The 14523-nt window shown below is 42.7% G+C and carries 10 protein-coding genes; all 10 read right to left on the reverse strand.

Annotated features, from left to right (window positions below):
- Position 1: 1 nt before the first annotated feature.
- The 10 genes from AB3G73_RS23030 to AB3G73_RS23075 all read right to left on the reverse strand — a co-directional run bounded on the left by AB3G73_RS23030 (position 2) and on the right by AB3G73_RS23075 (position 14482).
- Positions 2–709 (reverse strand): ABC transporter ATP-binding protein, encoded by a 708-nt coding sequence (locus tag AB3G73_RS23030; protein WP_195648460.1) that lies wholly within the window; start codon positions 707–709, stop codon positions 2–4.
- Between the two features lie 38 nt (positions 710–747).
- On the reverse strand, positions 748–2241 hold the full coding sequence (locus tag AB3G73_RS23035; protein WP_367745671.1) for a DUF5687 family protein: 1494 nt from the start codon (positions 2239–2241) through the stop codon (positions 748–750).
- 23 nt (positions 2242–2264) lie between these two features.
- Entirely contained in the window at positions 2265–5102 is a 2838-nt protein-coding gene (locus tag AB3G73_RS23040) for an insulinase family protein (protein WP_320974196.1), read from the reverse strand.
- Positions 5103–5183: 81 nt separating this feature from the next.
- Entirely contained in the window at positions 5184–5984 is an 801-nt protein-coding gene (gene kdsA / locus AB3G73_RS23045; RefSeq protein ID WP_148364342.1) for a 3-deoxy-8-phosphooctulonate synthase, read from the reverse strand.
- 144 nt (positions 5985–6128) lie between these two features.
- Positions 6129–7055, reverse strand: a complete 927-nt coding sequence (locus AB3G73_RS23050) for a diacylglycerol kinase family protein (protein ID WP_004301802.1) — start codon at positions 7053–7055, stop codon at positions 6129–6131.
- Positions 7056–7113: 58 nt separating this feature from the next.
- Positions 7114–8034, reverse strand: a complete 921-nt coding sequence (miaA, locus tag AB3G73_RS23055) for a tRNA (adenosine(37)-N6)-dimethylallyltransferase MiaA (RefSeq protein ID WP_367745673.1) — start codon at positions 8032–8034, stop codon at positions 7114–7116.
- A 243-nt stretch (positions 8035–8277) separates the two neighbouring features.
- The gene (locus AB3G73_RS23060) at positions 8278–10929 is read right to left on the reverse strand and encodes a TonB-dependent receptor plug domain-containing protein (RefSeq protein WP_367745674.1); all 2652 of its coding nucleotides are present in this window, start codon (positions 10927–10929) and stop codon (positions 8278–8280) included.
- Between the two features lie 47 nt (positions 10930–10976).
- The gene (locus AB3G73_RS23065) at positions 10977–12182 is read right to left on the reverse strand and encodes an ABC transporter permease (protein WP_367745675.1); all 1206 of its coding nucleotides are present in this window, start codon (positions 12180–12182) and stop codon (positions 10977–10979) included.
- An 87-nt stretch (positions 12183–12269) separates the two neighbouring features.
- Positions 12270–12914: an ATP-binding cassette domain-containing protein gene (locus AB3G73_RS23070; protein ID WP_148364346.1), complete on the reverse strand. Its 645-nt coding sequence runs from the start codon at positions 12912–12914 to the stop codon at positions 12270–12272.
- A 20-nt stretch (positions 12915–12934) separates the two neighbouring features.
- Positions 12935–14482: a DUF4836 family protein gene (locus tag AB3G73_RS23075; RefSeq protein WP_258979638.1), complete on the reverse strand. Its 1548-nt coding sequence runs from the start codon at positions 14480–14482 to the stop codon at positions 12935–12937.
- Positions 14483–14523 lie beyond the last annotated feature (41 nt).

Below are 14523 nucleotides of genomic sequence, written 5' to 3' on the forward strand. Positions count from 1 at the left end.
TTTACTCTTCTTCTACATTAAAATAATCCTCCAGTTCTTTCTCTGCGGAGTTGTCCTCGTTGATAATATCCCGGATGATGACACCGTGTTCCAATAAAGCGATCCTCGGACATATATCTACGGTATGATTGAGGTTGTGACTGGATATAATAACCGTAGCTTGATGTTCCTCATTATATTTCTTGAGCAGATGTTTGATGATAGACTGAGAACTTGGATCGAGGAAGTTGAACGGTTCGTCCAGTATCAGTAATTGCGGGTAATGAAGCATGGCAGAAATAATTCCGATCTTTTGCTTATTACCTGCGGAGTAGTTGCGGATTAGCTTCTTGTGCCCGATCACTTCTCCACTCATAAAACGTTCGAAAGGAATCAGACGTTCGTCCACTTCTTCTTTCTTTAGTCCGTACATCTTTCCGATGAAATAGAAATATTCTTCCGGAGTGAGATAATCAATCAGAAAACCATCGTCAATGAAAGCACCGGTAATGTTTTTCCAGTCTTCGCTTTGGCTGACATCAATATCATTAATAATCACCTTACCATCGTCTGCTTTTAGCAGATCCAGCATGATTCGGAAGAGAGTTGTTTTACCGGCACCGTTGTTTCCCACCAATCCGAGCATATCGCCTTGATTGATTTCGTAGTGTTCTATGTCTACGGCAATCTTCTCACCGAAATTCTTTTTAAGTTTGTCAATGATAATCATGATCTTCAATGTTTATATGGTTAATGATTCATGAGCGTTTATTGGCGGCTGTCTCTGAAGCCTTCCATGTTTTCGTATCGCCGTTTCATGAAACGATGATATACATTTTTAATCCATAAAGGAGAAGTCAGGGTAAATCCGAGACCGATAACTAACAGAATTATGTAAGTGATTGTTTCACCTAAAAATGCATTTAATAGACTGTATAAGATGAGAGGCACACCAAAAGCCGCGAAATTAACCACCATCTGTATAGCACTATTCGTTTGCCGGCTTGCCACTTTCTCGTTTAAGGGTACCGTCTGTTTGTTGTAGACAGCCAGTTGGAAAAAACAGAAATAAATAAAGCCGATGGTATAGAAAAACCAGGCGAAGGCGCCCAGTAAAGTGAGTTTATTCATGATGATGGCGGGAATCATGAGTATGAAAGGTATGATTTCACCAATACTGTATGTGTAATATTTGGCTTTCAGCAGACTCATAATTGATTCTTTACGAGACATCAGGCCATCAATGTAATTGCCTTCGAAGGACATAATCTGTGAAAGGATAATCATTCCGAATACGGCAAAGTTGTATACACAGATGAAGGAAGTCATGAAATTGCCGTCGTAGACACTGGAAAAGCTAAGTGCAACGGAGAAAGCCACCACTATAATAGCGATATTGCGTAATGCACCTTTACAGCGGCGGTTACGTAAAAGCATTTTCAGTTCCAATCTCATATATTCGCCAACTTCCCCGTAGCGTTCGAAGAATTTATATTCGGAGACATGCTTAATCTGACTATCTTCTACTTTTGCCAGCTCTGCATAGATAAGTCCGGACATGATCTTGCAGTTAACCAGCCATAAAATGGCAATCACAAGTATGGTGCCGAGAAAATATAGAATGTTGCCCTGTATATATCCGTCTCCCAGATCCATGAAGAAATAGAAGAGGGGGCTATCTTCGGGAATGAAAAGAAGGCAGCCTATTCCACCGTAGAAAGCGATAGGTAATAGAATCCACCAAATACGTTCGTTGATAAGAGTGCGGCAAAGCAAGTACCAGTAATTATTGGCAATAATCAATAGCAAGATACCGATAAGATAGGTGATGACACCGGAGATACCGAAAAACTTGGTAATAGTGATGAAGGAAAAAGGGACAAACAGAAACAACCAGAACAGGTTGAACAGACTTAGTCCCGAGCGGATTAGTAAAAAGTCGATGACACGAATTCGTTTAACCGGCAGCAGGAGGTAAGGTTTTACCTCCTGTGTCGGTGTTTTTTGAAACGGAACACGCAACAGAAAGTCCAGTGCCAGGATAAAGATCAGAACCACTGCGTTCATCACATGATATGGTTCCCGGTTGGGAACCATATCAGAAAATCCGAACGCGAACGTCGTACCGAAGAATATCAGGTAACCGGCCCAGAATGCGCCCATGACATAACCGAGTATTTTAGCAACTTTGTTCTTTTCATACATCGGATGCCGTTTGGCGGCAAGCCTTCCATGTTTGCGTAATTCGTTGAATATCATCATTCAGTAGATATACTAGAGAATTTTTATTTGTTTTCTTCCGGCACGGTCATGATGACTTGAATTTCGTTGTTCTGTTTCAGCAAATTGGCGAGGAATTCTTGCACTTCTTTCGCTGTGATGCTGTTGACCAACTTTTCATAGTCTTTGGTATTATCCACACCCGTGTAGAGGTATTCGTCCATATTATTAAGCCAGTAGCCGTTTTCTTTCTGGGCGTCTTTATACTTCTTCAGCATATATTCTTTGATCTTCTGCATGTGCTCGGCAGACGGACCTTCTTTTGCCATTTTGTGAAGTTGTTCTACAACAACAGCAGACAGTTTATCTTTCTTGGCAGGGTCAGTTTGGAATACAATCTGAAGAACAAGTTCCTCTTTCGGGTATTTACCAAGGCTTCCGTTACAGCTTACACCGTATGTACCTCCTTCTTTTTCACGGATTTCAGCAGTGTAAACCAAATCCAGAGCCTGATCTAAGAAGCTAAGCAGGACATTGTTGCGCAAGTCATATTTGCAAGTGCCGCTATAAAGGAACATGATGGTAGCCATTGGAGTTTCCTGTGTCTTTGCAAATACATTTTTGATCTCTCCCTTGCGGATATCCATCTTGTTATCTTTGAAAGTCTCTTTACGGTTGATAGATGGCAGACCTCCCAGATATTTGGCGATTAACGGTTTCATTGTAGCCAAGTCTACGTTTCCTACCAGGAAGAAAGTAAAATCACTAGCATCTTTGTAGCGGTCTTTGTACATTTCAAGAATACGGTCATAGTCGATCTGGTCTACCATGTTTTCCTTCATTCTGATGGCACGCGGATGGTGACCGTATAGTACACTTGTAACTGTGTCACTGAAAGCAGTCATCGGATTAGCGTCCGCATTTTGAAGTTCGGCTTTCAAACGGTTCTTGTAAGATTCGAATGCTTCATTATCCTTACGCGGAGATGTGAAAGTCAGATAAGTAAGCTGCATCATTGTCTCAAAGTCTTTCGGAGCACAACTACCGGAAACAGTTTCCGTAGTGTTGCCGATACCCGCACCTACGTTTGCACGTTTGCCGGCTAAAGCTTTACCCAGATCCACTTTGCTGAAATTACCGATTCCACCTACCAGAGCTACTCCGTTTAATTGAGAGATATTGATAATTTCTTCGTTCGGGAATACGCTGGTACCACCGAAGCTTACACCTTTCATTACAATCTGGTCAGCCTTGAAATCAGTAGGCTTCACATATACAGTTACGCCGTTGGAAAGCACCAACTTAGTCGTACCATAAATATCACCAGCTTTTTCAGAAACAATCTTGCCACCTTTAATATCTTCAGAGATCAGCGGTTCGTTAGAAACTTTATCTTCATAAGGTTTCAGATCGAATGACTTCATTTGTTTCAATAAAGCAGCAATTTCTTCTTTAGTAGGATATTTAGCGCCTTCTTTTTCCGGACCGGCCAGTAAAACCACCTGATTGTTGTCAGTGATTAGTTGTTGCATCACCTGATTGACAGCTTCTACAGGGATATTCGGAGCCAGTTTGTTTACCAGTGTATATTCAACTTCGATTCCCGGAATCGGTTCTTTTTCAAGGAAATTGTTAACGTATTCGTTGACGTAAGAACTACTTTTAGTCTTTTCACGTTCGTTGTAAGCAGATTCTACGGCTTGCAGATAGTTGGCGCGTGCGCGTTCATATTCTGATGCGGTAAATCCGAAGCGGCGTGCACGTTCAGCTTCTTCCAAAACTGTTTTCATTGCTAAATCGATGCCGTCTATTTTGCTGCTTGCATCAAGTGCGAGTGCTTCTTTAGTCTTGGCAAGGAAATAGTTTCCATATTCTGCGCTTGCACTAGTGAAAGGAGGATTAGCAGTTTGGCGGAGTTCGTTCAAACGGTTGTTCAGCATATTCATAGCCATGCTGACCATATACTGGGTAGCATAATAAGCAATGGTATTTTTCAAAGAATCCGGTGTAGCGTCTTGTTTGAAGAAGATGTTCACATAAGGATTCTTCACTTCCTTGTCTGTGCCGATATAGATAAGCGGTTCCTGATTATCTGCCACTGGATAGTAGATACGTTCGGCCGGGTTTACCGGAGCTTTTACATCTGCGAATACCTTTTTCAGTTTGGCTTCAATTTCATCTACATTGATATCACCTACAATAACGATTCCTTGCAAGTCCGGACGATACCATTTCGCATAATAATCGCGGATATCCTGATAAGGGAAGTTGTTGATAACATCAATGCTTCCGATAGGCATACAGTCTGAATATTTAGAATCCGGATATAGAGTAGACTGTGCATCAGTCATGATGCGAAGCATACCACTGTTGCGGCTTCTCCATTCTTCGCGGATAACACCACGTTCTTTGTCAATTTCCTTGTCGGCAAGGTTGATAGCATTCGACCAGTCATGAAGGATCAGCAGACAAGAGTCTACCACGTTTATATTTTCAGTCGGTACGTTGCTGATGTTGTACACCGTCTGGTCGACGCTGGTATATGCATTCAGGTTCGTGCCGAATTTGATACCTTTCGTTTCGCACCAGGGCACGATGCCAAGTCCGGTTTCATCACCCGGGAAGTGCTTTGTGCCATTAAAAGCCATGTGCTCCAGAAAGTGAGCCAGACCACGTTGTTGCGGTTCCTCAAGAATAGAACCTACTTTCTGGGCAATGTAGAATTCAACTCGTTTTTCGGGAAGGGCATTGTGGCGAATGTAATAGGTAAGCCCGTTGTCTAGTTTACCGATGCGGACATTCTTGTCTACAGGTAACTCTTGCATGGGTTGTGCAAGTACGAGCTGGAAATTGCAGCATATAAAAAGGACTGCAATAAATAATCCACGTAATAAATGTTTCATGTTCTATTTAGTTTAAATAAATATTTCTGTGTTATTTGTCGTTGTGTTTGGTTGTAAATCACAAATAGACAGGGAAAAGAGTTATTTTATAGCTTCCCGTATCTTGACTAGCTTAGTTAACAGTCCTTCCAGGAGGTCTAACTTTAGCATATTGGCACCATCGCTTTTTGCCACGGCAGGGTTTTCATGCGTTTCGATGAATATTCCGTCGGCACCTACGGCGATACCTGCTTTGGCGACAGTTTCTATCAACTGCGGCATTCCTCCCGTTACCCCACTGGTCTGGTTGGGTTGCTGCAAGGAGTGAGTGACATCCAGAATCACCGGATAGCCGAATGATTGCATTTCGGGGATACCACGATAGTCCACAACAAGATCCTGATAGCCGAAAGTTGTTCCGCGTTCGGTAAGCATCACATTCTTGTTTCCGGCTTCCACCACTTTGTCGGCAGCAAACTGCATTGCCAGCGGTGAAAGGAACTGTCCTTTCTTGATGTTAATCGTTTTTCCGGTTTTGGCTGCGGCAACCAACAAGTCGGTCTGGCGACAAAGAAAAGCCGGGATTTGAAGTATGTCCACGTATTCGGCTGCCATTGCAGCTTCATCTGCGGTATGGATATCGGTTACGGTAGGGACTCCGAAAGTCTCATGTACTTTTTTCAATACTTTGAGTGCTTTCTCATCGCCAATGCCGGTAAACGAATCCAGACGTGAGCGGTTTGCCTTGCGGTAAGAACCTTTGAATACATAAGGAATTTGCAGTGCTTCGGTGATCTTTACTACTCGTTCGGCAATGCGCATTGCCATTTCTTCACCTTCTATCACACACGGACCGGCCAACAGGAAAAAGTTGCCGGTGGGGTTGTTCTTAAGTTCTATCATACTTAACTACTATTATAAGTTTATTTTCAGGCACGGATTACGCGGATTACACGGTTCTTGCAGATACTGTAAATTACACTGTTCTTGCCAATTCGGTTATATTAAGAAAACCGTGTAATCCGCGTAATCCGTGCCTAATTATATTTAATTTGGAATAATAAGCGTTGTCTTTTCCGGGAGCACGCCTACTTCTAAAGGAAAATGTTTAGGCAACAAACGCCCGTCCAAATCCACCGCTGCATTCTGTGCCCGGAGTACCTTTACTTTTCTCGTCCGGTAGCTTTTCACCACTTTGTGATTCAGGATTCTTCCCTGAATCAGCATCCATAGTCCGGAAATAATTTGCAGGAATTCCGGGCGGTAGATTACGGATACATCCAGCCATCCGTTGTATGGAACGGCACTGGGTGTTTGTCCCCATCCCCAGGCACTGCCTATACATACGGTCATGATGCGTCCGCGGATATGTTCGTCATTGATACGGAGATGCATTCTGTAAAGCTTCCGTTCAAATATAAGAGAAAACAGGGCGGCAACGTATGAAAGGAACTTCACTCCCCAGAAACGCTTGGTCTGATCGGTGATTTTGACGATTCGTGCTCCCAGTCCGATATTAACGGCATTGAGGAAATAGCGACGCTGGTGTTCGTTTCCGTCGTAGAAGTTGCAGTAGCCTACGTCTATTTTCTTCAACCGATGATTGATGATACAGTCGACAGCCGGCTTGTATTCGGTGCTAAGTCCCCAATATTTGGCGAAGTCATTTCCGATACCGTTCGGAATCATACCGAGGGCAATGTTCTCTTTATCTTCGGCATCGGATAGCATAATGCCATTGATGGCATCATTCAATGCCCCATCACCTCCCACAATGACAATCGTGCGATAACCATTGTTGGCCAAAATTTTAGCGAGACGCTCTACCGAACCGAAACCTTCGGATTGTACATAGTCATAGTCTACACCTTTACTGTCCATGTACTCCTTAATTTCTTTCCAGCGCTTCTTTACCTTTCGGGTACCAGCTTTTGGGTTGTAAATCACTCCCCATTTCTTCGGTTCTACACTCATATTTGTATATCTATCCTATTGTGTATTAAAAATCGCACTATAATAACTGCCAAAGATACTAATTCCCTTGCAGTTTCTCTTTTACAAAAGCTATCTTTTCTTCCATTGGTAACTCTGCATTCATCCAATGGATCGTAAATCCTCTTCTTTCCATGCCACGGAACCAGGTCATTTGTCGCTTGGCAAACTGATGGATGGCTATCTCCAAACCGTTGAACATTTCTTCATAAGTCAGTTTGCCTATGACGTACAATGTCAGGTATTTGTATTCCAGTCCATAGTAGATGAGATCGTCCGGTGCAATTCCCTGTTCGATCAATCGTCTTACCTCGTCCACCATTCCTTCATCCAATCGTTGTTTTAATCGGCGGGTGATCTTTTCACGGCGCAGTTCCCGGTCAATATCCACTCCGATGATGAGGCTGTTCAGTGCCGGAAATTCCCTTTCGGGAACCGGATGGGCTGCATAATACTCTTCAATTTCTATTGCACGTATCGCCCGTTTCACGGTATCCACGTCGGTGGAGTTATGCAAAGCCTTGTATTGACTTAATATTTCCGTCAACTCTTCCAGCGAATGATTTGCCAAACGGTTGCGTAATTCCGGATTTTCCGGTACGGGCATCAGTTTATATCCTTTCAACACGGATTCCAGATACATACCTGTCCCTCCACATAAAACGGGAAGACAGCCTTTTTGTTTGATGCTTTCGTAAGAATTCAGGAAATCACGTTGATATTCAAACACATTGTATTTGTATCCGGGGTCTGCAATGTCAATCAGATGATAGGGGATTGTACGTCCGTTTACGGTATAGTCGGCCAAATCTTTTCCTGTACCGAGATCCATTCCTCTATATATCTGACGGGAATCGGCACTGATAATTTCTGTGTTGAGTTCATAGGCCAAGGCAGCGGCAAAGGGAGTTTTACCCGAGGCTGTAGGTCCGAGTATGGCGATTAAATCATAGTCCGGCATAGCTTCATTCTTTTATATCTGCAAAATTACGAAATATTTTTAACCTGTTTGGTATTCAATCGCTTTTTTATCAAGATAAATAAGAGAGTAGGGAAGGTTAATTTGTATTTTAACCTCTAATTGCTGGTATTCAATCTAATGATGATGAAGCGTGTGAGAATAACGCATAGATACGGGTAAAGTAGCTTGAAGATACTGGCATTGTTCAGCTAAAGTGCCTTTAGTTCAAAATCATTTTCACATTTATCTGTTGCTTATTGCCTGTATGATCCGGCATGCCTTTCCATTTTTATCCACACCTTCTATGGTTATATCTTCCGGTGCAGTGCTGTCCGGAGTATAGTATTCGATGATTGCTTTTCCATTAGCATCCAGTTGTAGGGTAGGATTCCAATAGATTGTACTTCGTAAATCCGAGCGTTGGTCATTCTTCTTTTCGGGCGTATCATAAGTAGGATGATAGAACTCGACCGAGTCGCTGTACCCCAGTGGAGTACACGTGATAATGCCCTGTGCCGGTCTTGCCGGGATATCTTTACCGTCTTTCAGCGTAATAACGATAGCACCTGCCGAACCGCGGGAGCCTAAGATTGCTGCATCGGCACCGCGGAGAAGGCTCAAACTCGACATATCACTGGTTTGTATCATGGTCAAGATATCGTTATCGTCTTCATATACCACGTCGTCAACGACAATGACAGGTTGCTCGGGATTGTTGCGGATATGTATTTCATTTCCATTTGTCACGCTAATGCCCGGAAGTCTGGTGACTGCATCGAAAGCTGTTTGTGCACCGAATCCTTCCAATCTGTCCCCTTCGATCGTGTAGGTGTTGATACCTCCTGTGTAAATACTTTCTGAACTGGCCTTTTTACGACTTCCAGTGACTACCACTTCTTTCAGATTGTACACTCTCATTCCACCTTCCATGTAATATTGGTCGCGGGTATTGAGCAAATAATCTTCCATAAACGTTGCTGTTCCATCATGGAAAGGAGACTTGTGTGAAGTTGCCGGGTATTGAGGAGTGTCAATCACAATGTCTACTCCGGCAAATCCTCTTTTGGTACGTGCCTGAACAAGGAAAGTCGTGCTATCTCTGAAAGATGTGTTCACGATAAACTCTCCTTTTTCGTCTGTGGTGGTAGTGGCGATGATGTTCTGTTTGGGAGCCAGAATACAAATAGGTCCTTTCTTAACGTTACCCCCAAAGAAGCCTTTGATACGTCCGCTGATAGTTTGCCCCTTTTCCATATAGTTGGTGAGGTTCATTGAAGGTGCAGTCAGTACATTCCGGATATGGTGTCTGCGCCATCCGTGCGTCATCATCAGGAAGTCTACCGTGCGGAGAGTCCGGAGGTCTTGCTGCAGAAAATAATATCCGGGATTTTCTACATATCCTTTTAAGTCGGAGGTTAATAGAAGATTCGATACGATATTGTCAGCAAGCGAATCCGGACGGATACTCTTTCTGTCGGTAATGCTGACGGAGAAACTACCTTCTACCGGAGTACCGTTATCATCTTTTGCTGAAATTTGCAGGGATACCTTTTCTCTTTTTCCGTATGTCGGCTTATCTGCAAGAATTTGCCATTGATGCGGATTCCGGTCGGGTACGAAAACCAGGCGTTCGCTAAGTGCGTTGCCCTGTTGGTCGATCAGCATGAAATGGGTGATGCCTGCGTTGAATAAACTGTCGTTCATTCTTCCAAAAGTCCTGTCGACACTGACTGGCTGCAGGATGATCAGCTTTCCGCGAGTATGTGCAATCAAGAATAACTTTTGAGGCCACTGGGTAGCTTCTGTTTTCTGGATTTCGTAACGGATTTCCTTTTTATAATGTGTCATGGAAAGTGTGATTCCTTTTTCTTCTACAGCTGGGAGGTCGAATCGTTTACTGATACCGTCACCGGATTTGGCAATCACATAATAAGAGTTCCCTATAGTCGGATTCAGTGTGAAAACTCCCATGCCGTCATGCTCTGAGCGGAAGACTGTTAATGTGTCTCCGTTGGCATCGAACAGGCAGCCTTCTATTTCTGTGGAAAAGCCGTCCGATCCTTGAGCCTTGAAAGCTATATTCTGATGAGCAACGGCCAGGAGAGCTCCCCCTTCCGGGAAGAACTTAACGTCAAAGTCTTTTGTAAACGAAGGCAGATAGAAAGTCTTTTTATAGATATATTGGGGATCATCGAATTCTACTTCAATGTGGCGTGTGGCAATAGGCTTCAGATCCGGCAGGGAAATAGAAATCATCCCATTCTCGTCTGTCTTTCTTTTACCTTTATCTTTTATCTTTCCATTTTCAAAGTAGTGGTAGCGGATAGCAGTATTTCCGAAAGCCTCTTGGACATTGCTGGTAAATCTTACCTTGGCTGTATAATGTGATTCGTCTTCTTGCTGATACTCAATATTCGAGACAATCGTGTTATCAATCGAGTTACCGATTTTCAGATTGCGTGAATAAAAGAATTCCGGTTCCTGATTAAGCATCCAGTTACTATATCCCCGCAAATAATAATCACCTGCCGGGAGAGTGGGAGGGAGGGTGAAAGCATTATGAAAACCCAATGAATCTCTACGAATCTTCTTACGTTCTACGATAGAGTCGGAACGGTTGACAAGCTCTGTAATGATGAAGTTGCTTTGTGTATTATCTTGATGTGTAACAGAGTTTACCAGATATCCCTTGAACCATATTTTTTCTCCTGCCCCATAAAATGGCTTGTCCAGATGCAGGTACAGCTTTTCCTGTGGGACCTTTTCCAGCAGATTAAAATACGCAATGATTGTATCTTGTCCGTTTTGCCCCGACAATGGAGCAAAACAGAACAGCATTCCGAAAAAGAAAGCTATTGAAACCCTATTAATCGAAAATGTAGTTATGCTTTTCATATATTATACGTCTTTGTGAAAACTTTGTTTTAGCGAGTCTTTTCCATCTACGCCTTATGCATCCATATGGAAAGCACTTTTCTTTTCACTGCCACTATATTGATAACCGATACGGCAATGAATAATACAATGCCCATGCTGATTGCTGCCCATAATGATCCGGTTTCCAGTTGTGGGAATAGCAAGCGGATGCTGTCTATATAATAACTGCGTAACCAGGAGACTAATCCGATGGATAATACAAGCACGATAACGTTCAATCCTACCGTGAGCAACTGATAAGGCAATGCTACCTTGTTGGGACTGTATCCGATTAGTAATAGACTTTCCAGCTTGGTCGTATTCTTTTGTAAGAGCAGGAAGATGCTCAACATCAGTATATAGAATGAAAGGATACTGATAAATAGACCCACTCCCAATACAATACCTACGATAAGACGAAGGAAATAAGTTGTTTTTCCGGCATCCAGCTTGCCGTCTTCCGTTTCATATCCTTTCTTCTGAAAATAACTGGCGATGGCGGAATCTGCCGGATTACTGACCTCGATAATCAATCGTGCCGGTTGGGCTTCTGCATTCGGTGCAAAATTCTCATTAGCCCATTTCATAAAAGACTGGGGGACAAGAATCGTATTCAGGCGATTGGAGAAGCCGACAATGTTGCCTTTGTACTGTTCCACCCGTCCGTTGCCACGCATTATAATATCCATTTGAATCAGACTCATCAATCCTTCCGATAGTTTGGGAAGGCTTCGGCTTTGCGCAAAACCGAAGTTGTAAAGATTCAGATAGTTGCGGGGAATGATAATGGGTATGGTATGTGTAGATTCATCGAAATGCCATTTATCGAGTTTGATGTCGACAAACTCATCGGGAACAGACTCAAAAAACATATCTGTGGAAAGATGGATACCGGCTTCCTTCATTCCTAATCCTGCCGAAACTTTGAATTGGGAAGGAGTGAAAGCTCCTATTGTTTTGGTAAACGGTTGCTTTTTCAGATCCGCAATTTCTTCGGCAGAGAATGTATTACTCTTTCCCGCAAAAGAACCGAGAGCGCTGATTTTCTTTGTAGCTATGATGAAATCCTTTTTCATAAAGCTGTCTCCTTCGGTGAATACCGGAATGACATCTTTATAAAACTGTACGCTAAGCAATACAATCATCATGCCGAATAGGTTGGCTAAAAAGAAACCGGCTAATTGACCGATACTGATATGTTGGCGAAGGAGTTTCCAGACAAGAGTTGGCATTTTATTTACGATTTTACAATTTACGATTTGAAATGATGCTGTGAAAAGAGATTGTTTATTACCTGCTACCTATTATTAACCAGCTTATTACAGTTGAAGTGTATGGTTGTAAGGCAACTCGATATGTTTACCGATGGAAGTGGCGATCACTCCGGCTCCTTGTGCCTTTGCTTCGGCAATGATAAGTTCACCCATGATGCGGCTGTTATCATCATCCAGGTGGCTGATCGGTTCATCCAGAAATAAAAAGTCGAACGGCTGGCAGAGCGCCCGGATAAAGGCGACGCGCTGTTGCTGTCCGAAAGATAGCTTACCGGCTTTCACATTTATTTTATCTGCGATCCCCAGTTGTTCGAAGAATGATAAGATTTCTTTTTTCTTTTTGCATCCGGTGAGGTTATTCTTCAATTGTACATTTTCAAGAGCGGTCAGTTCGGTGAAGATGCGTAAATCCTGAAAAAGCATACTTAGTGAATGCTTTCGCAGGTCGACCCATTGCTTCACGGAGTATGCTTTGATATTGGTTTCATCGAAATTAATAATCCCCTGATAGTCGTTGCGGTAACCATAGATGTAGCTGCACAACGAAGATTTGCCGGTGCCGGAAGCCGCTTCAATCAGATACATCTCTCCTTTCCGGAAGAAAAGATCCTGATGCCATACGTCCGAAGTCACCGAATTACGGTCAGCAAACACTTGGGGAAGTGTTTGCTGTAGGTGAATACTATTCATACCGTTTGTTTATACATTTATTACATGCCGGCAAATTGCTTGGCAAAGTCTACAATTTGTTTGAGGGCATTTACATCCTTGTCTTTCAGGCAAAGGTCGATCTCGCTGATTTCTCCTTCCGAACTCATAGACAGGTAAGAAACCTTGTTGGCCAGTTCGATATATGTCTTAGCTTCCTGTCCTCCGAAACCTGCCACCATTTTAACTATAGGCAAATCAAGAATTGCTTCGGCATTGATTGCTATAAATAAGCTCTTTCCTTTCATATCCGATGCATAAGGAGTATCTTTGACTGATTTGTCGGCAGCTTTACCTACGTTTTTGTAAAGTAACTCATCATTGGTTGCATACATTTGTTTATCCTTGATGCCGAAGAATATATTCATGCCTCTTGTCTTGTAGACGTATTCGTCTTTGCCAAGTTGTATGATGTCTTCTCCTTTTTTTAGTCCCAATGATTGCTTGTTCTTGTAAATAGTTTCAAGTGCATTGCCGTTCTTGACGTCAGCATACATCATGAAAGTAGGGGCACTGCTCATGGTAACATTGATTAACCCTGCTGAAATATCACCATTGAACGAGCTGAACAACTCTTTTACTTCGTCTGCCTTAGCGATAGATACAGTGTTGCGGAATTCCTTGTTTTCACTCAACAGGTTATACAGTTCGCCTCCTTTTACACCTACGTTGAAGAACATCAGGGTAGAAGCCGGGAAGTATTTAACGAAAGTATTGTTCGCTTTTCCAACAGATTCCATTTGTTTTTTCAGGAGAGCTTTCACTGCTTCGTTTTCAGTATAGTTTTCTGTTTTGAGGGCAATCTTGCCTTTTTCAAAGTTCAGTCCTCCTATCAGAGTGATGTCTTCCGCTTTCACTTCGGTAGGTAATCCCATGGTTATCTGATCGCGGTAGGTTGAAGGGATAGCTGTCATGGAAGCGAAGAAGTTAATATCACTTTTCTGTTTTTCCATTTTCAGGAAAGCTCCTGATTTCACGATACTATTGCTTGCTGTCTGTTTCAACAAATTAGTAATGGCTTCTTTGGCTTTATCAGTTTGAGTCGTTCCGCTTACGTTAACTACCAGTACAGTAGAATTATTGAAAGCGAGCAAACCGCCGTTCATCGTTGTAAAACTGTAACCGTCAGCTTCACCTACCGGTTGGCAGATTTGTTCTTTTGCCATCACGTCGAGTGAAGCATGCAACTTATCTTCATTGTTCACTTTACCTATAACGGTGGGATAAGGGAAAGAAGATGAAGAGAATACATAGAATGGAGATTCAACATCGATTCCCGATTCGCCCGGATTCTTCATAACCTTTTCCAGTTGTTGGAATGTGGCGGCATTCATTCCACTTTTCAGTGCTTCCAGTACTTTTTGTTTAGCAGCTTCATTCTCTTTATCATCCAATCCTGCTTTGCTTGCGAGGGATTTGAGGTTGATAGAGGCAACTACCGAAGCGTCAGCCGGTATCACATTTGTATATTCCGATGTCTTGGAACATGCTGCCAGGAAAACAATCAGTACTGCCAGTACCGAGAGTCGTGAAATCGTTTTCTTTGCCATACTTATGTTATTTAAAAGTTGTATAATCATTGATTCAGATA

Origin of the sequence: Bacteroides sp. L008 (assembly GCF_040812255.1) — a bacterium.
Classification (GTDB): domain Bacteria; phylum Bacteroidota; class Bacteroidia; order Bacteroidales; family Bacteroidaceae; genus Bacteroides; species Bacteroides vicugnae.

Coding starts and splice junctions, on each gene's coding strand:
- AB3G73_RS23030 (WP_195648460.1), bottom strand. CDS start 709: ATGATTATCATTGACAAACTTAAAAAGAATTTCGGTGAGAAGATTGCC.
- AB3G73_RS23070 (WP_148364346.1), bottom strand. CDS start 12,914: ATGAATAGTATTCACCTACAGCAAACACTTCCCCAAGTGTTTGCTGAC.
- AB3G73_RS23065 (WP_367745675.1), bottom strand. CDS start 12,182: ATGCCAACTCTTGTCTGGAAACTCCTTCGCCAACATATCAGTATCGGT.
- AB3G73_RS23040 (WP_320974196.1), bottom strand. CDS start 5,102: ATGAAACATTTATTACGTGGATTATTTATTGCAGTCCTTTTTATATGC.
- kdsA (WP_148364342.1), bottom strand. CDS start 5,984: ATGATAGAACTTAAGAACAACCCCACCGGCAACTTTTTCCTGTTGGCC.
- AB3G73_RS23060 (WP_367745674.1), bottom strand. CDS start 10,929: ATGAAAAGCATAACTACATTTTCGATTAATAGGGTTTCAATAGCTTTC.
- miaA (WP_367745673.1), bottom strand. CDS start 8,034: ATGCCGGACTATGATTTAATCGCCATACTCGGACCTACAGCCTCGGGT.
- AB3G73_RS23050 (WP_004301802.1), bottom strand. CDS start 7,055: ATGAGTGTAGAACCGAAGAAATGGGGAGTGATTTACAACCCAAAAGCT.
- AB3G73_RS23035 (WP_367745671.1), bottom strand. CDS start 2,241: ATGATGATATTCAACGAATTACGCAAACATGGAAGGCTTGCCGCCAAA.
- AB3G73_RS23075 (WP_258979638.1), bottom strand. CDS start 14,482: ATGGCAAAGAAAACGATTTCACGACTCTCGGTACTGGCAGTACTGATT.